Consider the following 19,185-nt stretch of genomic DNA (forward strand, 5'->3'; position numbering starts at 1 on the left):
TAGGAGGTCAAATGGCAGAAAATACGATTTTATATATTATATCAGATTCCTCTGGAGAGACGGCTCAGTCTATGGCGCAAGCTGGGATATGTCAGTTTCCCAGTCATAAAGACTGGGAGGTGAAACGGATTCCTTATGTTAATCATTTGGAAGCGCTAAAAGAGGCTTTAGCAGAAGCAAAATCCCGGCAGGCTATGGTCATGTTCAGTTTGGTAGATGAAAAGCTGGCTGATTTTGCCGGTCAGTACTGTCAAAATGAAATGCTCTGCTTTGTGGATTTGATGACTGACATGCTCAAACAAATGAGCCGGCAGGCAAAAGAAGCTCCTTTACGAGAAGCTGGAAAAATTCGTCAGCTGACTAAGTCGTATTTTAATCGCATAGAAGCTATTGAATTTGCCGTTAAATACGATGATGGAAAAGATCCGCGAGGTTTTCTAAAAGCTGATTTAGTGCTGCTGGGCGTCTCCAGAACATCAAAAACACCTTTGAGCATCTATTTGGCCAACCAACAGCTAAAGGTGGCAAACCTGCCTTTGCTCCCGGAAGTGCCTTTGCCTAAGGAAATTTTTGAAGTAGATCCTAAAAAACTTGTCGGACTGACCAGTTCGCCTGAACGCTTAAATAAAATGAGAAGTCAAAGGCTTAAGGCAATGGGCTTGGAGTCAACAGCTCACTATGCCCAGCAAAATCGTATTTTAGAGGAGTTAGATTATTTTTATAAAATAATGAAAGCGCTTAAGTGTCCGGTTATTAATACCGAGCACCGTTCTATTGAAGAGACGGCCGGATTAATCATAGCTAAGTTAAGCGATACAGATGCGAAGTAGATTGATTTGTTTTCAATCATTTTGGATTGAAATTGTCGCTTGTTTTAGAACTATAGGATAATGAAAGGAGTTCATATGTCAAAAAAATACGTCTACAGCTTTAATGAAGGCAGCAAGGACATGCGTGATCTGCTTGGAGGAAAGGGAGCTAATCTAGCAGAAATGACGCGGATTGGCCTGCCAGTTCCTCAAGGATTTACCATTACGACGGATGCCTGTAGAGACTATTACCAGCAAGATGAACAGATTAGTCAGGAAATGATAAGTCAAATTGATACCCAAATAGCTCAGCTGGAAAAAGAGCAGGGCAAAAAATTAGGAGATAATCAGAATCCCTTGCTGGTTTCTATACGTTCTGGAGCAGTGTTTTCGATGCCTGGAATGATGGATACGATCTTAAATCTAGGTCTGACAGATGACAGTCTTAAAGGTTTGGCTCTTGCGACAGGGAATGCATGGTTTGCCTATGACAGCTATCGCCGTTTTATTCAAATGTTTTCGGATGTAGCCATGGATATTCCCAAAGATAAATTTGAGGCTGTCCTTGATCGGCATAAAGAAGAGAATGGCTATCATGCGGATACCGAATTAACGCTTGAAAATCTGCAGGCAATTGTCCAGGAATTTAAAGCGATTTACCGGGAGGCCATCGGTCAGGATTTTCCGCAAAGTCCCAGAGAACAGTTATACTTGGCTATTGAGGCAGTCTTTAAATCTTGGAATAATCCCCGAGCCATTGTTTACCGCAATTTAAATGAAATAGATCATCATTTGGGAACAGCAGTAAATGTGCAGTCAATGGTTTTCGGCAATATGGGAGATACTTCGGGAACCGGCGTTGCCTTTACCAGAAATCCCGCAACAGGGGAGCATCGTTTATTTGGCGAATACCTTATTAATGCTCAGGGAGAAGATGTGGTAGCAGGCATTCGGACACCTCAAAGTATAGAAGTATTAAAAGAAGACATGCCAGCTATCTATCGGCAGTTTGCAGATCTTACACAGCGTTTGGAAAATCACTACAGAGACATGCAGGATATTGAATTTACGATTGAAAGGGGCAAACTTTATCTTCTGCAGACACGCAGCGGCAAGCGAACAGCCAAGGCTGCTATTCAGATAGTGACGGATTTGGCTGCCCAAGGACTGATTACTAAAGAAGAAGCCATAATGCGTGTTGAACCAAAGCAGTTAGAACAGTTACTGCATCCAACCTTTGATGAGAATTCCTTAAAACAAGCTAAGTTACTTGCTAAGGGCTTGCCAGCTTCTCCGGGAGCAGCAAGAGGAAAGGTCTGCTTTTCGGCAGAAGCAGCAACTAGGCTTACTAAAGAAGGAGAAGATGTTATTTTAGTGCGTCAGGAGACTTCCGCAGAAGATATCGAAGGGATGGCCAGCGCCAAAGGAATTCTGACTGCTCGTGGGGGCATGACCTCACACGCTGCCGTAGTTGCGCGCGGCATGGGGAAATGCTGTGTAGCAGGCTGCAGTGATTTAAGAGTTAATGAGATCAGCAAGACGATCACAGCTGGCGATTTATTGTTAAAAGAAGGCGACCCCCTCTCACTTGATGGCAGCAGCGGCAATGTTTATCTCGGTCTTGTGGATATGGAATCTGCTGACATCAGCGGCAGTTTTGAAACCTTTATGAAGTGGGTAGATGATGTTCGTGATATGGGGGTCCTTGCCAATGCAGACAATCCTAAAGATGCTCAAAAAGCAGTAGATTTTGGTGCAGAAGGCATAGGACTTTGCCGCACAGAGCATATGTTCTTTGACGAAGAAAGAATTCCGGCTGTCAGACAAATGATATTAGCCGATAATGTAGAAGACAGGCAAAGAGCACTGGAAAAAATTCTGCCCTTCCAAAGAGATGATTTTTATCAGCTGTTTAAAGTGATGGATAAAAAATCGGTAACGATTCGTTTGCTAGATCCTCCTTTGCATGAGTTCCTTCCCCATGACGAAGATACGCTGATCCGTCTAGCAGGAAAGTTGGAGCTGAGTCTTAGTGATATGCGGAAACGCGTGTCAGAACTGGCGGAATTTAATCCTATGCTTGGTCACAGAGGCTGCCGTTTAGCTGTTACCTATCCGGAAATCTTAATCATGCAGGTTAAGGCTATTGCCCAAGGCGCCAGTCTGGCTGTTAAAGAAGGGGCACAGGTCAAGGCTGAAATTATGATTCCTCTGGTGGGAACCGCTCAGGAATTAGCTTACTTAAGACCAATAGTTGACTCTGCTATGCAGGAAGAATGTGAGAAGACAAAGTGTTCAGTTGACTATAGAGTTGGAACGATGATAGAAATTCCGAGGGCTTGCATTACAGCTGATGAGATTGCGGCCTATGCTGATTTCTTCAGCTTTGGCACCAATGATTTAACACAACTAGGATTTGGCTATTCCCGAGATGATGCCGGCAAGTTTTTAGCAGAATATGTTGACAAGGGCATTCTTGAAAAAGATCCTTTCCAGGTGTTAGAACAAAAAGGAATTGGTCGATTAATGGAAATAGGCGTCAACTTGGGTAGACAAACAAAACCAAATCTTAAAATAGGCATTTGTGGAGAGCATGGTGGTGAACCCTCAAGTATTGCCTTTTGTTATGCGATTGGCTTAAATTATGTATCTTGTTCACCATTTCGTGTTCCCATTGCGAAATTAGCGGCAGCACAAGCTAAGATTAAAGAAGAAGGTAAGGCTGGTTTTGTAGACAAGTAAACTAAAGTTCGAGTGAGTTTAATATTTTTATTGACAGCTGACAAAGAAAGCTAGGATTTTTATCCCAGCTTTTTTCTTATTTTTGGTATAATGGAAGACATGAGAATTGTTTCCGGTAATTATGGTGGCCGTCCCTTAAAAACTTTGGAAGGCAAGACGACCCGTCCGACGTCAGACAAGGTTAGAGGTGCTGTTTTTAATATGATTGGCCCCTACTTTGATGGCGGCCGTATTTTAGATCTTTTTGCAGGCAGCGGCGGTCTTTCTATTGAAGCTGTTTCAAGAGGGATGACTGAGGCGGTCTTGGTAGAAAAAGACCGCAGGGCTCAGGCTGTTATTGAGGCCAATATCAGGATGACCAAAGAAGCAGATAAGTTCCAACTATTAAGAATGGATGCTGCGCGTGCTTTGACAAGTTTAAATGAACAGTTTGATTTGGTTTTTTTGGATCCGCCTTATGCAAAAGAGGAAATTGTAAAAACCATTGAGGAGCTCTGTCAGCGAAAACTCCTATCTGAGGAAGTAATGGTCGTCTGTGAAACAGATAAGGCGGTTGAGCTGCCGGAAGAAGTTGCAGAGTTAGGTATTTGGAAACAAAAAATTTATGGAATTTCTAAGGTAACAGTTTATGTCAGATAAAATTGGACTTTTTGCAGGTTCATTTGATCCTGTAACAAATGGGCATGTGGATATTATTCGTCGTGCTAGTAAACTTTTTGACAAACTCTATGTTGGTCTTTTTTATAATAAGAACAAGACGGGCTTGTTTGAGCCTGCCAGCAGGCAGAAAATGTTAAAAGAAGCGCTAGCTGATTTGAAAAATGTTGAGGTGATTGTGGCTCGGGATAGTTTGGCAGTTGATATTGCTAGGCAGCATGGTGTTACTCACTTGGTGCGAGGGCTGAGAAATGCCCAGGATTTGGAATATGAAGCTAATCTTGCTTTTTTTAACAGTCAATTGGCTCAAGAGATTGAGACTGTTTTTTTATTAACAGCCTTGGATTATCGCTATCTTAGTTCCAGCCGAATCAGAGAGCTTATCTATTTTAAGGCAGATATTAGCCCTTATGTCCCGCAAGCAGTTGTAAAAGAAGTGGAGCAAAAAAGTGAAAACAATCAAAAAATTTAAATGGTGGCTGATTAGCAGTCTGAGTATTATTTTGCTTTTGGTAGTCTTCTTTTTTCCTCTCCCTTACTATATGGAAAGGCCGGGCGGAGCTTATGACATTAGAACAGTCTTGACAGTCAATCATAAAGAAGATAAGGAAAAAGGCTCTTACAATTTTGTAGCTGTGTCTTTAAGCAAGGCAACACCGATACAAGTCCTCTATGCTTGGCTGACTCCTTTTACAGAGATTACCAGTGCCAAGGAAACAACAGGCGGAGTCAGCGATGCTGATTACATGCGTATTAACCAGTTCTATATGGAGACATCGCAAAACGGAGCTATTTATGAGGCGCTTACTCTAGCCAATAAAAAGGCCAGTTTGAATTATATGGGAGTCTATGTTCTGCAGGTCAGCAAAAATTCAACCTTCAAAGGCGTTTTAAATATTGCTGATACTGTAACTGGCGTCAACGGCAAAACCTTTCATAGTTCAAAAGAGTTGATTAAATATGTGTCTGGCTTAAAATTAGGCAGCAAGGTCAGTGTTCAATATACTTCTGAAAATAAGAAGAAAACAGCTAAGGGTAAAGTTATCAAGCTGTCAAATGGTAAAAATGGCATTGGAATTGGATTGGTGGATCATACCAAAGTCGTTTCTGATGACACTGTTGAATTTAGTACAAATGGTATTGGCGGTCCGAGCGCCGGTCTTATGTTTACCCTTGATATCTATGACCAATTAAACAAAGAGGATTTGCGTAAGGGGCGTGTTATTGCAGGAACGGGTACTATTGGAGAAAATGGAGAGGTTGGAGATATTGGCGGTGCTGGCATGAAGGTGGCATCAGCAGATAAAATTGATGCAGATATCTTTTTTGTCCCCAATAATCCTGTAGATAAGGCTGTTTTGAAAAATAATCCTAAGGCTGTCAACAATTATCAAGAAGCCAAGCAGGCTGCTAAAAAATTAGGAACTAAAATGAAAATTGTCCCTGTTAAAAATGTGCAGGATGCTATTGATTATTTAAGAAAACATCAGTAGACAGTCTGAAAGTACAGCTGTCTAAGTCTGCAAAAAAGATGAGCGGGAAATCATCGGTTTTTAAGAACTGACGGTGAGTCCCGCTCTTTTGTTTTCTCTTTTAATATCAGAGCTGAAAGTGCTAAAATAGAAGAATGAAAGAAAATCTTCGCATTCTGCATATCAATGATTTACATTCTCACTTTGAAGCTTATCCAAAGATTAAGCGCTTTTTTGATGAGCGTTCAAAAACAGCAAAAGAAGTTCTAAGATTGGATATTGGTGATAATGTGGATAAAAGTCATCCTCTGACAGATAGCACTGCTGGCAGAATTAATGTGGACTTGATGAATGCTTTAGGAATTGATTTTGCTACCATTGGCAATAATGAAGGTATTGGTCTGGCTAAAGATGAAATCAACCAGCTGTATGATGAAGTCGATTTTCAAGTTATTTTAGGAAATTTAAGAGATAAAAAAGGACGCCCTGCTTGGGCTCAGCCCTATATTATTTATGAGACCACGGCTGGAACAAAATTGGCACTTCTTGCCTATACTTTCCCCTATTATTTAACTTATAAACCTAATGGCTGGCAAGTTTTAGATGCTGTTGCCAGTCTCAAAAAAGATTTGGAAAAACCAGAGGTGCAGGCGGCAGATTTTCGCATTTTACTCAGCCATTTGGGGGTTCGTATAGATGAAAAAATAGCACATGAAATTCCTGAAATTGATTTAATTATTGGAGCTCATACGCATCATGTCTTTGAAGAGGGTGAGGTTATTAATGGAACTTATCTGGCTGCAGCAGGACGTTATGGCGATCATGTTGGACAAATTGATTTAGCCTTTGAAGACCACCGTTTGACTGATATCACTATTGAAGCAATATCAACCAGTGATCTTGATTATGAAAAAGGTGATAGGGATTTTGCTGTGGATCTTTTTGAGCAAGGAGAGCGTTTATTGGCAGCAGATGTTATCTGTAAACTTTCGCGAAAGCCGAACCTTGAAGAATGTGCAGAAATGGTCATGGAGGCCATGGTTCAATCAGCTGGGGCTGATTTGACTATTATTAATACAGGGCTAATAGTTGAACCGTTCTCTCCGACTGTCACCAAGGCCACTCTTCATAAGTCTTTGCCGCACCAAATGCGTTTAGTTACCCTCCAAGTCAATAAGGAGGAGTTGCTGGAAATTTGTCAGGATATTTTTGCGCAGGCTGATCTGCTGGCTAATCAGCAGATTCGCGGCATGGGTTTTCGCGGCAAGCAGTTTGGCAGAGTTGTAACGAGTGGTTTTACTTACAAAAATGGAAAAATAGTGTATAATAATAAGGTTACCAGTAAAAAAGATAAATTAAGTCTTGTTTTAGTTGATCAGTATTATTTTGCTCCTTATTTCAGCAGCATTAATTCACGTCAAGGCCAGCTGCTGTTTCCTGATTTGCTGAGACAGACAGTAGAAAAATATCTGAGAGGAGACCTATGAGAAAAGATATCTCTCCGGACATGTACAATTACAACAAATTTCCCGGGCCTCAGTTTATAACTTTTGACAATCATGTTAAGAGTGATGAGATAGACTTATTGATTTTAGAAAATGTCAAAAATGCTTTTAATGCGACGGTTTTCAGTCAGCGTTTTTCAGAAATTCTGCTGAAGTATGATTATATTGTCGGCGATTGGGGCAATGAGCAGCTGCGGCTCAAGGGATTTTACAAGGAAGAGTCTAAGTCTAAAAATAGGCAGCCTTATATCGGCTATTTAGATGATTACCTCAAGGAATACTGTAATTTTGGATGCGCCTACTTTGTTTTGGAAAATCCAAATCCCAAGGAAATCAAAGGCGAGGACAATGAGCCTCAAAGGCGTAAGCGCCGCGACAACCGTAAGAAAAAGCGTTTTAATAAAAATGAGAAAGTGAATCCTCAAGATAAGCTTCGCCGAGAAAAATCACAGACTCGACAAGCCATGAGAGAAATTCGTGATGCCAAGAAAAATTTTATTATTAGAAAAAAAGGAAATTAAATGAAATCATCTATCTACAGCTTAACCCGTGATGACCTAATTAATTGGGTAATTGAACACGGCGAAAAAAAGTTTCGTGCTACACAGATTTGGGACTGGCTTTATCGAAAACGCGTTCAGTCTTTTGAAGAAATGACCAATATTTCCAAAGACTTTATCGCTCTTTTAAATGAAAATTTTGTCGTCAATCCACTCAAACAGCGTATTGTCCAAGAATCTGCCGACGGGACTGTCAAATACCTCTTTGAACTGCCTGACGGCATGCTGATTGAAACGGTATTGATGCGCCAGCACTATGGCCTTTCGGTCTGCGTCACCACACAGGTTGGCTGCAATATTGGCTGTACCTTCTGCGCCAGCGGTTTGATTAAAAAACAACGTGATCTTAATAACGGTGAAATCACAGCGCAGATTATGCTGGTGCAAAAATATTTTGATGAACGCGGGCAAGGCGAGCGTGTCAGCCACGTTGTGGTCATGGGAATTGGTGAGCCTTTTGACAATTACGACAATGTGCTCAAATTCTTGCGGACCATCAATGATGACAACGGTCTTGCAATCGGTGCCCGCCATATTACGGTATCAACTTCAGGTTTGGCCCATAAAATTCGTGATTTTGCCAATGAAGGTGTCCAGGTCAATCTGGCTGTATCACTTCACGCACCTAATAACGAACTGCGCTCAAGCATTATGCGAATCAACCGTTCTTTCCCATTGGAAAAACTTTTTGCGGCAATTGAATACTATATCGAAACAACCAACCGCCGTGTCACTTTTGAGTATATTATGTTAAACGGTGTCAATGATCATCCTGAAAATGCTCAGGAACTGGCTGACTTGACTAAGAAAATCCGCAAGCTTTCTTATGTCAATCTCATTCCGTATAACCCTGTGACCGAGCACGATCAATACAGCCGTAGTCCTAAGGAGCGCGTGGATGCTTTTTATGATGTGCTTAAGAAAAATGGTGTGAACTGTGTGGTTCGGCAGGAACACGGAACTGATATTGATGCGGCTTGCGGTCAGCTGCGTTCTAATACCATGAAGCGCGACCGTCAAAAGTCTGTTGCTGAGGCTGCTCAATAATGTCAGGATTTTGGGAGAAAAGTGGCAACTTAACGCCTTTGGGTAAAAATACAGTCAGATGCTTGCTTTGTCTTTATGCACTTGCTGTCTGTGCTATGTGCTTTCTGCCGCAGCCTTTTAGGCAGGTAAAAACGCCGGGGATTGAGCATTATGGACGCCTTGTTGTTCTTTTGATTCCTTTTAATTCGCTTGTCAGTCTGGGAAAGATGAGAAGTTTATGGCAGCTCCTTTGGCTTGTAGGACAGAACATCAGCAATATTTTGCTGCTTTATCCCCTTGTTTTACTTTTGCTTTTGCTGAAAAAAGCACTCCGCAGTTTAAAAAGAACTGCGGTGCTTGGCTTTAGTATCAGTCTTTTTATCGAAGTCAGCCAGCTTCTTTTAGACTTCCTTTTCAATGTCAACCGTGTTTTTGAAATCGATGATCTATGGACCAATACCTTGGGCAGTATTCTGGCCTTTTACTCCTATCAGTGGCTGCAAAGAAAAATCAAGCAGCGAAACAGCAGTCAGCTTGCTTGACTTAGAGTAAACTCCAAGATTTATAATAGTAATGTGATTTTCCCTCATTGCGGGGGATTTTTCTTATGATGATTAAAAGAAAGGGCAAAGATGTCTGTTATTAAAAATTTATGGTGGTTTTTTAAACTGGAAAAGCGCCGCTATTTGATTGGAATACTGGCTCTTAGCCTAGTCAGTGTTCTCAACCTGATTCCGCCCAAGGTCATGGGGCATGTCATTGACCATATTACCCGTAAAAGTCTGACAAGAGAAACACTTTTGTGGGATCTTTTTTATCTGCTGTTGTCAGCTTTTGCCATGTATGGGCTGCGTTATGTCTGGCGCATTTATATTTTGGGGACATCCTACCGTTTGGGACAGATTATGCGTTCCCGTCTGTTCGATCATTTTACGAAGATGTCTCCTTCTTTTTATCAAAAATACCGGACAGGTGATTTGATGGCGCATGCAACAAATGATATTAACTCTCTGACACGTCTGGCTGGGGGCGGCGTCATGTCAGCCGTTGATGCTTCAATTACGGCTTTGGTCACCCTGATGACCATGTTTTTCAGTATTTCCTGGCAGATGACTTTGATTGCAGTGATTCCTCTGCCTCTGATGGCTTTTGCAACCAGCCGTCTGGGACGCAAGACACATGAGAGTTTCAAGCATTCTCAGGCAGCTTTTTCAGAGCTTAACAACAAGGTTCAAGAAAGTGTCTCAGGCATCAAGGTAACCAAATCGTTTGGCTATCAGGCAGATGAATTAGCTGCTTTTCAGGAAACAAATGAAATGACCTTTGCTAAAAACATGACGACCATGAAATATGATAGCATGTTTGATCCCTTAGTTCTCTTGTTTGTAGGGGCTTCTTATACCTTAACGCTTTTGGTCGGTGCTTTTTTTGTAAAAAATAATCAGGTGACAGTCGGAAGTCTAGTTACTTTTGTGACTTATTTGGATATGCTAGTCTGGCCCTTGATGGCGATTGGTTTTCTCTTTAATATTGTGCAGCGCGGTGCTGTTTCTTATGAACGGATTATGACCCTTTTGTCCCAGAAATCTGATATTAAAGATCCTGACAATCCTCTGCCTCATATTCAAAACGGTCGCTTAGAATATGCCATTGAACATTTTACCTATGATAATGAAGAGACCCTCAGCCATATCTACTTTACCTTGGAAAAAGGACAGACTTTGGGAATTGTCGGGCAGACAGGTTCAGGTAAAACCAGCCTGCTTAAGCTCCTTTTGCGTGAGTACGATGTCAATCAGGGCGCTGTCTACCTCAACGGTCATGACATTCGGGACTACCGTCTGACAGACCTGCGCAGTCTCATTGGCTATGTGCCGCAGGATCAAGTTCTCTTTGCCATGTCTATTTTAGAGAATATCCGCTTTGGCAATCCTCAGCTGAGCATGGCAGCAGTTGAAGAAGCTGCTAAGCTGTCTCAGGTTTACGATGATATTGCAGCCATGCCTCAGGGCTTTGAAACTATTATCGGTGAAAAGGGCGTCTCTTTATCAGGCGGACAAAAGCAGCGTATTGCTATGAGCCGTGCCATGATTTTAAATCCTGATATTCTCATTCTGGATGATTCCCTGTCAGCGGTGGATGCGAAGACTGAACATGCTATCATTGATAATCTCAAGCAGGTACGTAAGGATAAAACAACCCTCATAACAGCTCACCGGCTGAGTGCAGTCGTGCATGCTGATCTTATTCTGGTTTTGCAGGACGGTCAGATTATTGAGCGCGGCCGCCATGATGAACTTATTCAAACAGGGGGCTGGTATGCAAGAACCTATGAGGCTCAGCAATTAGAAATGAAAGGAGACCGTGATGAAGAATAACGAACACCAAGGCCGCGTTTTTCTGCGCTTGATGTCTTATCTAAAGCCTTATAAATGGCTGACCTTTTTTGCCTTGTTCTTTCTCCTTTCGACAACAGTGATTAAAAGTCTCGTGCCCTTGGTCGCCTCTTATTTTATTGACCATTTTCTGACAGATTTTAACCAAGCTGCTGCCTTTCTTTTACTGGGTTATTATCTCCTTTATGTTTTACAGACTATTTTACAGTATTTGGGAAACTTGCTTTTTGCCCGTGTTTCCTTCAGCGTTGTGCGCGACATTCGTAAGGACGCTTTTGCCAATATGGAGAAGCTGGGAATGTCTTACTTTGATAAGACACCGGCAGGCTCCATTGTATCGCGGCTGACTAATGATACAGAGAGTATCAGTGAAATGTTTTCAGGGATTCTGTCCAGTTTCATTTCTGCGATCTTTATTTTTAGCGTGACCCTCTATACCATGCTGATGCTCAATTATCGCCTGACTTTTCTCGTCATGCTCTTTCTTCCTTTTATTTTTATTTTGGTCAATCTCTATCGCAAAAAATCTGTCAGCGTCATAGCCAAAACTCGCAGTTTATTGAGTGATATCAATACCAATCTATCTGAAAGTATTGAAGGAATCAGTATTATTCAGGCTTTTGGTCAGGAAGAGCGTTTGAAATCGGAGTTCGAAACCATCAACGAAGAACATTTTAACTATGCCAATCGCTCAATGGCCTTGGACAGTCTTTTTCTGCGCCCAGCCATGTCTCTTTTGAAATTGCTGGCCTATGCTCTGCTGATGGCTTATTTTGGCTTTAACTGGCAGACAATAGGGATTTCAGCTGGTATGATGTATGCCTTTATCCAATATATTAACCGTCTTTTTGACCCCTTGATTGAAGTCACGCAAAATTTTTCGACCCTGCAAACGTCCATGGTTTCAGCCGGCCGTGTTTTTGATTTGATTGATGAGCGAGGCTATGAGCCCGTCCAAGATGAAAGCACTGCTGAAATTACTGCCGGAAATATTGAATTTAAAGATGTTTCTTTTTCTTATGACGGAGAAAATCAAATTTTAGACCGTATTTCATTTAAGGTCAATCAAGGACAAACGATTGCCTTTGTTGGTCCAACCGGTTCAGGGAAGTCATCTATTATCAATGTTTTTATGCGTTTCTATGAATTTCAAAAGGGGCAGGTTACCATTGACGGAACTGATATCAGAAAATACAGCCAGAAAGAATTACGAAAAAATGTCGGTCTGGTTCTGCAGGAACCTTTTCTTTACCACGGAACTATTAAGTCCAATATCAAGATGTACCAAGATGTAAGTGATGAAGACATTAAAGCGCCTGCTCAGTTTGTTGATGCAGATCAGTTTATCCAAAAACTGCCTCAGAAATATGATGAGCCCGTCAGCGAGCGCGGATCCAGCTTTTCAACCGGACAGCGACAGCTTTTAGCCTTTGCCAGAACAGTTGCCAGCGCTCCGAAAATTTTGATTCTAGATGAAGCGACAGCCAATATTGACTCAGAAACCGAGCAAACTGTTCAGAATTCATTGGCCAAAATGCGCCAAGGACGGACGACGATTGCCATTGCCCACAGGCTGTCAACTATTCAGGATGCAGACTGTATTTATGTCCTTGATAAGGGCAGGATTATTGAGTCAGGTACCCATGATGAACTCTTGGCCAAAGAAGGAACTTATCACAAAATGTATCAGCTGCAGGCAGGTATGATGGACTAGGGCAAGTCTGTTTGCAGGCTCTTTAGCGAAAAAAGAGTGGAAAAATTATCTGCTGGATAGGATTATCCTGCCTTGCGCACAGCTGGTTAGGATTGAGCAGCAAGGGTACCTTAAAACTAGGGCAGACACACATGATTGCTGAGCAATTATGGACATATACCCTAGTTTTTATATGAATAATCAGTAACTCAGGCTAAAAACCGTTTTTGTTTTCGGTCTGTTTGATAGCCACCTGCATCCTGATAAACATATCTCTCTTATTTTGATTGAGACGCGGATGTTCGTGGATAACCTCGCAGATATAATCGCCTGTAATATCATATCCCGTATTGATAATCATTTGATAAAAGAGATCCAGTTTTTCAATTTCTTCCTGAAAGGAAGTGCAGTAGGTCAAGGCATAAAGACTGGAAGGATAAGTCTTTATGGCAAAGTCAGCAGCTTCATCATTTGAAAACATAAACATTTGATGAGACAGCCAGTTTCTATTCTTGAAATCTTTCTGGGCAATAATCGAGCCGACGCGGGAAAAAATCGAATAGGAAAGCTTGCTTTTTTTCAGAGCCAATTTAAACTCTCGCAGGTGAAATTCATAGTCTTCATCAGTCATCTGATAAATATTCTGCTGCGTTTGATAAATAATCATTCTTCTGGCCGGCAGACTAAGAATTTCTAAATCATGGCAGTGCCTTTTATAATCATAAATCTGTGCACCGGTTTGGAAAGTATCTATCTCCTTTAAACGTTCTTCTAAGCGATGTTTTTCAGAGAGGAGATGCTGCCTATGCTCATTGATAAAATGATTGATTTCTGTCATATTTTCTTGAGTGGACAGGATAGCTCTTATTTCTTCTAGGGAAAAGTCAAGCTGGCGCAGATACTGGATCTCATCTACTATCTGCGACTGATTGATATGATAGTAGCGGTAGCCGGTCTCCTTATCAATAGAATAAGGACTTAGAAGCCCGATTTTATCATAATATCGCAAGGTCTGAATTGAGATGTTATTAATACGGGAGAAATCTCCGATTTTTAAAATGAGATTCATGATTTTTCTCCTTGACTCTATAGTTACTATAGATATTATAATATAGTTGTGAAAAAAATAACAATAAAAGGAGGACGGGCACATGCGAAATGCAAAAATTCGGGCTATCCAATATGGCTGTGGTAAGATGTCCAAGGTCATTCTTAAGAATCTCTTGGACCATGGTGTTGAAATTGTCGGAGCTATCGATACAAATCCAGCAGTGGTAGGACAGGATATTGGTGATTTTGCCGGTTTGGGTTATAAGACAGGTGTCATCATTTCTGATCAGGCTGATCAGGTCTTTCAAGACTGTGATGCGGATATTGCCATTGTAACCATCTTTTCTTACATGCCGGAAATGTATGTATTTTATGAAAAAGCCATCAAAAATGGAGTCAATGTTATTTCTACCTGCGAAGAGGCTATCTATCCTTGGACGACTTCCCCATCTGAAACTAACCGTTTGGATAAATTGGCCAAAGAATATGGTGTGACTATTATGGGTTCAGGCATGCAGGACATTTACTGGATTAATATGCCTTGTCTGGCAATGGCGGGAATGAACCGGATTAAAAAGGTTAAAGGAGCTGTCAGCTATAATGTTGAAGATTATGGTTTAGCTCTGGCTGAAGCTCATGGTGCTGGTTATGACATTGATCGTTTTGAGCGTGAAATTGCTTCTGCTGAAAGTTTACCGTCTTATATGTGGAATGCCGCTGAAGCTATCTGCTCTAAGATGAATTGGACGATCCAGTCTATTGGTCAAAAGAGTGTTCCTTATGTTTTGGAAGAAGATATTTATTCTGAAACCTTAGGGCGTACTATTCCGGCTGGACAGGTGACAGGCATGTCAGCGGTTACTCAAATAAAGACCCATCAAGGCATTGAATTGGAAGTTGAATGTATTGGTAAGGTTTATGGACCAGATGATGGGGATATGTGTGACTGGGAAATAAGCGGAGACCCTAATCTTACTTTTTCAGTTGCTAAACCCGATACTGTTGCCTTAACTTGCGCGACTATTGTCAATCGTATTCCAAGTGTCCTTGATGCCCCTGCCGGCTATGTGACTTCAGAAAAAGCACGTTTGTTAGCTTATCCGACTTATCCGCTTCATACTTATGTGGAAGGCTGGTCGTAAAAATTAATTTAAAAGAGAGCGGGATTCAAATGAGATTTGGCAGAAATCAATTTTTCCCGCTCTCTTTTTTTCGTGTTCCTATTGCTCTGCAACCTTAATAACAGGGTCAGCTGTGCTGTAATCTTTTAAATGATCCATTAGCTGAAGAAAGAGCGGATTGGTGTTGTGCTGGTCAATGGCAGCTTGGTTTTCCCATTCTTCAACCATGACAAATTGGTTGGGCAGATCCACAGCTTCATAAAGCTGGTACATATGGTTTCCATCCTCTGCGCGCGACGATTCAATCAGAGGCGTGACATCTGCTAAAAATGCTTGTCTTTTGTCAGCTTTAATAAAAAATACGGCATTGATTATTTTCATTGTAAGGCTCCTTTCTAAAGAGACTTAAGAGACGATTGTTTTCGCTTCCATTATATCATTTTAAAAGACAGATTGATATTTTAGTCTGAATAAAAAGAGAGCTTGAACGGTAACTATCTAGTTAATCTACCGTTTTAGCTCTCGCAATTGATTGCTTAATCTTAAAAGTTCACTGCACGATAAATATACTTAAACTAAGAAAGCAATTATCTCAATCAACCGCTGTGTCAACTTATTTCTAAAAAAGAAAGGCCTGAGACTTTTTTGTCACAGGCTTTTGCTGTTTAGTTTTTTACTTATTAGAAGCAGCGGAGAGTATATGGTTAAACTCAATTGGCAGCTAAGGCCGAGTTTGTCTGATCCTTAGCACTGTTATCGATTAGATTTTGGTAGAAGGCTGCAGTTGTTGTCTGTATATAAGGAATTAACCACAGATAGCCGATACCAGCTGTTAAATTAGCTAGGATAGCCCAGCCAAGGAAGCTTAACTGAAGAACAAAGTATTCCCATTTATGACCATCCATCAATTGACGGCTTTCAGTGATAGCCTGAGTGACGGTTACTGACTCGCCCTTTTCCAATTTATCTTTGAGGATATAATTCGTCATGCAATAACTGTAAGTTTTAATGATTCCAGGAATGACAAAGAGAAGTGACCATAGATATATAAAGATCAGCATGACCAGATTAGTAGGGAAGAACTTTCCAAAGCGTCCTTCTTTTAAAAGGTAAGTGCTGGCTTCAGTATAGGTTGGTCTTTTTCCTCTAAAAAAATCTAAAAATCCTAAAGTAATGCCAACAGTCACAATCAATGAAACGACCAACATGGCAAGACCAATAAGTATACAAAGGGGTACTCCTGTTAAGACAGCAGCTTCTTCACCGACAGCGACATCAAGTGATGCGACAAGTACAGCTACTATCAGCATACAGGCCCAAACAAGTGCTGAAATAGTGAGATTGGGCAGGGCATACAAGCCGACAGCATAGGCCCAGTTGTTCCGAAGGCGCTCTTTAGCCTGCATTTTTAATTGAGCTCTGGTTTTCGACATAGCAGAGAAACTCCTTAACAATTTAATATGAACTTAACTATAGCATATTTTGAGTGAGAAAACAATTTCATTATTCAAAGTAATAGGGTCTAAAAATTTTTTCATATGAAAATTCTGATTTTTTTGGAAATTCAGTAAAAAGTCGCTCAAAAAGGCTTGCATTTGTTTTTTAGAAAGTGTATAATCGTAAGCAAATCAGAAAAGTACCAGAATTTTATGTTTTCAGGGAGCTTGTGGTTATTGCGAACAAGCAGCAGAATTTTGGGAAGTGGGCTGATTTTCAATAAGGTGAAGATAAACAATATTCTTCAGGTGTGCACCCCTTACTGTGCGACTCCTTGTTGGAGGAGGCTGAGATGACGGGGAAAGACTATCCCGTTAACTGAGGTGGCACCGTGTTAGCTAGATGTAACGCCCTCATGCAGATTATTCTGTGTGAGGGCGTTTTGTATTTATGCAAATTTTTCTATGTAGGTGCAGTTATGACAAATATCCAGAGGCTGAGAAGCCAAATTGATCAGCTAGATTATCAATTACTTGTTCTATTAGCCCAGCGTCAGCAAATTGTCGAGCAGATTGGACGGTTAAAACCTGCTGGCAGTCATGCAGCTGTCACGGCTCCTGAGCGAGTCAAACAAGTTTTGCTAAGCAGACAGCAGCAGGCGAAGGAGCTGGGCTTATCACCAGATGTTGCGCTTGCTGTCTGGCAAGCTATGATTGAAAGCTTCACAGCTTTAGAGCTGAGTATCAATAGCAAAAATAGCAATCATAAAGGCAATAGAAAGTGAGACTAAAGATGAAAAAGATACTGAATGCTGATATTTTGACACCCATTCTTGCTTATATGCGCGTGCAGGGCGGGCACAAGGTGATTTTGGAATCTATCCCGCGTGAAAAAGAAAATGCTCGTTTTTCAATTGTAGCCTATAATCCTGTTTTTGAAATCAAATTTGAAGATGGACAGCTGATGGAGAATGGCAAAGTTATTGAAAGCGATCCTTTGGATTATCTCAGTCAGCTGACGGTCAAGTCACAGAAATCTCAGGATTTGCCTTTTAACGGCGGTGCCATTGGTTTTGTCGGCTATGACATGATTAGCCTCTATGAAACTATTGGCAAAATTCCTAAAGATACTATTGGGACACCAGATATGCAGTTTTTTGTCTATGAGTCTTACCTGATTTTCGACCATAAAAAAGAAAAAGTGGTTATTGTTGAAGATAATATTTACAGCGGCAGAAGCGAGGACGCTCAAGAGACTGCACTTGAAAAGGTTTTAGCTGATTTAAAGACACAGTCCGATGATGAATTTTCAGAACGTGACCTGCACCAGCTGACCTTTGAGAATCACTTAGAAGAAAGTGAGTTCAGGGATATGGTCACTAAGGCCAAACAGCTCATTCGTCAGGGAGACATGTTCCAGTGTGTGCTCAGTCAGCGCTTTTCAGCAGATATTACTGGTAAGCCGCTGGATTTCTATCGTAATTTGCGTATCACTAATCCTTCTAATTATCTTTACTTTTATGATTTTGGTGATTATCAGATTATAGGTGCCAGTCCTGAGAGTTTAGTGTCTGTCAAAAATAGGGTAGTCACCACCAATCCTATCGCGGGCACGCGCCCTCGGGGAAGAGACGAACAAGAAGACAGGACGCTGGCAGAGGACTTGCAGTCAGATGTCAAAGAGACTGCCGAACACCGGATGCTGGTGGATCTAGGACGCAATGATATTGGGAAAATTGCTAAAATTGGAACAGTCAAAGTTACCAAATACATGGAAGTCGAGTTTTTCCGCTATGTTATGCATTTGACAAGTGTGGTAAAGGGGCAGCTGTTATCAGAATTAAGTTCCATGGATGCTCTCAAATCAACACTTCCGGCGGGTACAGTATCAGGAGCACCGAAAATTCGCGCTATGAATCGTATTTATGAATTAGAAAAGGAAAAGCGCGGTATTTATGCAGGAGCCATCGGCTATCTGTCAGCAACCGGCGATATGGACTTTGCTATCGCTATTCGTACCATGGTTATCAAAAACCAAAAAGCTTATGTTCAAGCAGGTGCAGGTATTGTTTATGACAGTGTTCCTGAAAATGAATATTATGAGACCATTAACAAGGCCAAAGCCATGACTAGAATAGGAGAAGTTCTATGATTTTGCTAGTTGATAATTACGACTCTTTTACCTATAACTTAGCCCAGTACTTAGGACAGTTTGCTCATGTCAAAGTTCTTAGAAATGATGCAGCAGAGCTCTATAAAACGGCAGATGAAGCTCACGCACTTGTTCTGTCCCCGGGTCCCGGCTGGCCGGCTGATGCTGGAAAAATGGAGAGTTTAATTAAAGATTTTGCGGGGGAAAAGCCGATTTTAGGTATTTGCTTAGGTCATCAAGCCATTGCTGAAAGTTTTGGCGGCCGGCTGGGCTTGGCTCATCAGGTCATGCATGGCAAACAGAGCCAAATGACTGTCCATAAAGCTTGCCCGATTTTTAAAGGACTGCCTGAGACACTCGACATTATGCGCTACCATTCAATTGCAGTCGAAGAGATTCCAAAAGATTTTGAAATTGTGGCAAGAACCGCAGACGATGCAGAAATCATGGCTATTCAGCATAAGACGCTTCCTATCTATGGTTTACAGTATCATCCCGAATCAATCGGTACACCTCAAGGATTAAAGATGATTGAGAATTTTGCCAAGATAGCAGGAAGGATTTAG

At 41.3% G+C, this 19,185-nt stretch carries 18 protein-coding genes; 15 read left to right on the forward strand and 3 right to left on the reverse strand.

Going from position 1 to position 19,185, the window contains the following annotated elements; all coding sequences use genetic code 11:
• Positions 1–11 precede the first annotated feature (11 nt).
• The 11 genes from SRA_RS00195 (at position 12) to SRA_RS00245 (ending at position 12,881) form a co-directional block, all read left to right on the forward strand.
• The gene (locus tag SRA_RS00195; protein ID WP_003086244.1) at positions 12–830 is read left to right on the forward strand and encodes a pyruvate, water dikinase regulatory protein; all 819 of its coding nucleotides are present in this window, start codon (positions 12–14) and stop codon (positions 828–830) included.
• Positions 831–905: 75 nt separating this feature from the next.
• Positions 906–3,551 (forward strand): pyruvate, phosphate dikinase, encoded by a 2,646-nt coding sequence (gene ppdK, locus SRA_RS00200; RefSeq protein ID WP_003086246.1) that lies wholly within the window; start codon positions 906–908, stop codon positions 3,549–3,551.
• Positions 3,552–3,650: 99 nt separating this feature from the next.
• Entirely contained in the window at positions 3,651–4,190 is a 540-nt protein-coding gene (gene rsmD / locus SRA_RS00205; protein ID WP_003086248.1) for a 16S rRNA (guanine(966)-N(2))-methyltransferase RsmD, read from the forward strand.
• Complete coding sequence (gene coaD, locus SRA_RS00210) at positions 4,180–4,680, forward strand: pantetheine-phosphate adenylyltransferase (RefSeq protein WP_003086251.1); 501 nt, start codon at positions 4,180–4,182, stop codon at positions 4,678–4,680. Before rsmD ends, coaD begins: the two co-directional genes overlap by 11 nt.
• On the forward strand, positions 4,658–5,701 hold the full coding sequence (locus SRA_RS00215; RefSeq protein WP_003086253.1) for a SepM family pheromone-processing serine protease: 1,044 nt from the start codon (positions 4,658–4,660) through the stop codon (positions 5,699–5,701). The genes coaD and SRA_RS00215 overlap by 23 nt, the downstream gene beginning before the upstream one ends.
• 134 nt (positions 5,702–5,835) lie before the next feature.
• On the forward strand, positions 5,836–7,167 hold the full coding sequence (locus SRA_RS00220; protein WP_003086255.1) for a bifunctional metallophosphatase/5'-nucleotidase: 1,332 nt from the start codon (positions 5,836–5,838) through the stop codon (positions 7,165–7,167).
• Positions 7,164–7,706: a YutD family protein gene (locus SRA_RS00225; RefSeq protein WP_003086257.1), complete on the forward strand. Its 543-nt coding sequence runs from the start codon at positions 7,164–7,166 to the stop codon at positions 7,704–7,706. Before SRA_RS00220 ends, SRA_RS00225 begins: the two co-directional genes overlap by 4 nt.
• Positions 7,707–8,792 (forward strand): dual-specificity RNA methyltransferase RlmN, encoded by a 1,086-nt coding sequence (rlmN, locus tag SRA_RS00230; protein WP_003086259.1) that lies wholly within the window; start codon positions 7,707–7,709, stop codon positions 8,790–8,792.
• On the forward strand, positions 8,792–9,313 hold the full coding sequence (locus tag SRA_RS00235) for a VanZ family protein (protein ID WP_003086261.1): 522 nt from the start codon (positions 8,792–8,794) through the stop codon (positions 9,311–9,313). The genes rlmN and SRA_RS00235 overlap by 1 nt, the downstream gene beginning before the upstream one ends.
• 90 nt (positions 9,314–9,403) lie before the next feature.
• Entirely contained in the window at positions 9,404–11,149 is a 1,746-nt protein-coding gene (locus tag SRA_RS00240; protein ID WP_003086263.1) for an ABC transporter ATP-binding protein, read from the forward strand.
• A complete protein-coding gene (locus SRA_RS00245; protein ID WP_003086264.1) occupies positions 11,139–12,881 on the forward strand; it encodes an ABC transporter ATP-binding protein in 1,743 nt (580 codons plus the stop codon). The genes SRA_RS00240 and SRA_RS00245 overlap by 11 nt, the downstream gene beginning before the upstream one ends.
• 193 nt (positions 12,882–13,074) lie before the next feature.
• On the opposite strand, the gene SRA_RS00250 is transcribed toward SRA_RS00245, so the two are convergent.
• Positions 13,075–13,929, reverse strand: coding sequence for a MerR family transcriptional regulator (locus SRA_RS00250; protein ID WP_003086265.1), 855 nt, complete (start codon positions 13,927–13,929; stop codon positions 13,075–13,077).
• A gap of 82 nt (positions 13,930–14,011) precedes the next feature.
• On the opposite strand from SRA_RS00250, the gene SRA_RS00255 reads away from it, so the two are divergent.
• Positions 14,012–15,052, forward strand: a complete 1,041-nt coding sequence (locus SRA_RS00255; RefSeq protein ID WP_003086266.1) for an NAD(P)H-dependent amine dehydrogenase family protein — start codon at positions 14,012–14,014, stop codon at positions 15,050–15,052.
• Between the two features lie 78 nt (positions 15,053–15,130).
• On the opposite strand, the gene SRA_RS00260 is transcribed toward SRA_RS00255, so the two are convergent.
• A complete protein-coding gene (locus SRA_RS00260; RefSeq protein WP_003086268.1) occupies positions 15,131–15,412 on the reverse strand; it encodes a putative quinol monooxygenase in 282 nt (93 codons plus the stop codon).
• Positions 15,413–15,741: 329 nt separating this feature from the next.
• A complete protein-coding gene (locus SRA_RS00265) occupies positions 15,742–16,464 on the reverse strand; it encodes a DUF975 family protein (RefSeq protein ID WP_003086269.1) in 723 nt (240 codons plus the stop codon).
• A gap of 482 nt (positions 16,465–16,946) precedes the next feature.
• On the opposite strand from SRA_RS00265, the gene SRA_RS00270 reads away from it, so the two are divergent.
• The 3 genes from SRA_RS00270 to SRA_RS00280 are packed head-to-tail and all read left to right on the forward strand — an operon-like array spanning position 16,947 to position 19,185.
• The gene (locus SRA_RS00270; protein WP_037611154.1) at positions 16,947–17,252 is read left to right on the forward strand and encodes a chorismate mutase; all 306 of its coding nucleotides are present in this window, start codon (positions 16,947–16,949) and stop codon (positions 17,250–17,252) included.
• Positions 17,253–17,260: 8 nt separating this feature from the next.
• On the forward strand, positions 17,261–18,619 hold the full coding sequence (trpE, locus tag SRA_RS00275; RefSeq protein ID WP_003086274.1) for an anthranilate synthase component I: 1,359 nt from the start codon (positions 17,261–17,263) through the stop codon (positions 18,617–18,619).
• Positions 18,616–19,185 (forward strand): aminodeoxychorismate/anthranilate synthase component II, encoded by a 570-nt coding sequence (locus SRA_RS00280; protein ID WP_003086276.1) that lies wholly within the window; start codon positions 18,616–18,618, stop codon positions 19,183–19,185. Before trpE ends, SRA_RS00280 begins: the two co-directional genes overlap by 4 nt.

The sequence above is a fragment of the Streptococcus ratti FA-1 = DSM 20564 genome, from assembly GCF_000286075.1.
GTDB classification, from domain to species: domain Bacteria; phylum Bacillota; class Bacilli; order Lactobacillales; family Streptococcaceae; genus Streptococcus; species Streptococcus ratti.

Excerpts from the sequence above, each read along its gene's own strand:
- SRA_RS00195 (WP_003086244.1), top strand. The coding sequence starts at position 12 with ATGGCAGAAAATACGATTTTATATATTATATCAGATTCCTCTGGAGAG.
- ppdK (WP_003086246.1), top strand. The coding sequence starts at position 906 with ATGTCAAAAAAATACGTCTACAGCTTTAATGAAGGCAGCAAGGACATG.
- rsmD (WP_003086248.1), top strand. The coding sequence starts at position 3,651 with ATGAGAATTGTTTCCGGTAATTATGGTGGCCGTCCCTTAAAAACTTTG.
- coaD (WP_003086251.1), top strand. The coding sequence starts at position 4,180 with ATGTCAGATAAAATTGGACTTTTTGCAGGTTCATTTGATCCTGTAACA.
- SRA_RS00220 (WP_003086255.1), top strand. The coding sequence starts at position 5,836 with ATGAAAGAAAATCTTCGCATTCTGCATATCAATGATTTACATTCTCAC.
- SRA_RS00225 (WP_003086257.1), top strand. The coding sequence starts at position 7,164 with ATGAGAAAAGATATCTCTCCGGACATGTACAATTACAACAAATTTCCC.
- rlmN (WP_003086259.1), top strand. The coding sequence starts at position 7,707 with ATGAAATCATCTATCTACAGCTTAACCCGTGATGACCTAATTAATTGG.
- SRA_RS00235 (WP_003086261.1), top strand. The coding sequence starts at position 8,792 with ATGTCAGGATTTTGGGAGAAAAGTGGCAACTTAACGCCTTTGGGTAAA.
- SRA_RS00240 (WP_003086263.1), top strand. The coding sequence starts at position 9,404 with ATGTCTGTTATTAAAAATTTATGGTGGTTTTTTAAACTGGAAAAGCGC.
- SRA_RS00245 (WP_003086264.1), top strand. The coding sequence starts at position 11,139 with ATGAAGAATAACGAACACCAAGGCCGCGTTTTTCTGCGCTTGATGTCT.
- SRA_RS00250 (WP_003086265.1), bottom strand. The coding sequence starts at position 13,929 with ATGAATCTCATTTTAAAAATCGGAGATTTCTCCCGTATTAATAACATC.
- SRA_RS00255 (WP_003086266.1), top strand. The coding sequence starts at position 14,012 with ATGCGAAATGCAAAAATTCGGGCTATCCAATATGGCTGTGGTAAGATG.
- SRA_RS00260 (WP_003086268.1), bottom strand. The coding sequence starts at position 15,412 with ATGAAAATAATCAATGCCGTATTTTTTATTAAAGCTGACAAAAGACAA.
- SRA_RS00265 (WP_003086269.1), bottom strand. The coding sequence starts at position 16,464 with ATGTCGAAAACCAGAGCTCAATTAAAAATGCAGGCTAAAGAGCGCCTT.
- SRA_RS00270 (WP_037611154.1), top strand. The coding sequence starts at position 16,947 with ATGACAAATATCCAGAGGCTGAGAAGCCAAATTGATCAGCTAGATTAT.
- trpE (WP_003086274.1), top strand. The coding sequence starts at position 17,261 with ATGAAAAAGATACTGAATGCTGATATTTTGACACCCATTCTTGCTTAT.
- SRA_RS00280 (WP_003086276.1), top strand. The coding sequence starts at position 18,616 with ATGATTTTGCTAGTTGATAATTACGACTCTTTTACCTATAACTTAGCC.